Source organism: Bacillus sp. SIMBA_008, from assembly GCF_046535495.1.
In the GTDB taxonomy this organism is placed as follows: domain Bacteria; phylum Bacillota; class Bacilli; order Bacillales; family Bacillaceae; genus Bacillus; species Bacillus subtilis.
In genome coordinates this window covers 1-260 of the sequence record NZ_JAWRWL010000702.1, presented here as the reverse complement: position 1 = coordinate 260, position 260 = coordinate 1, and the positions used below count along the sequence as shown (strand labels likewise).

1 protein-coding gene is annotated in these 260 nt (G+C 60.8%); it reads left to right on the top strand.

The annotated features are described in order from the left end of the window. On the top strand, positions 1-260 hold a 260-nt coding region (locus SB658_RS25055; RefSeq protein WP_410603120.1), incomplete at both ends, for a hypothetical protein.

The following is a 260-nucleotide window of genomic DNA, read 5'->3' as shown; positions in this document are numbered from 1 at the left end:
AGTCCGACAGCTGGCTCATCGTCGGCTACTCGTTCCGAGATGAGCCGGTCAACTCGAAACTTCGGGCAGAGTTCTCCGAGCGTGCGAAGGAGGAGAAACCTCGCGTCCTGGTCGTGACGTACGGAGAAGAGCCGACCCTACAAGAGATAGAGAGCGCCTTTGGGTGGGGGAAAGAGGACGGGTCCTCGGCCAACTGGCTGACCGTCAACCGTGACGGCGCGAACGGCGTCGAGAAGACTGACGATTGGTCCCACTTCACG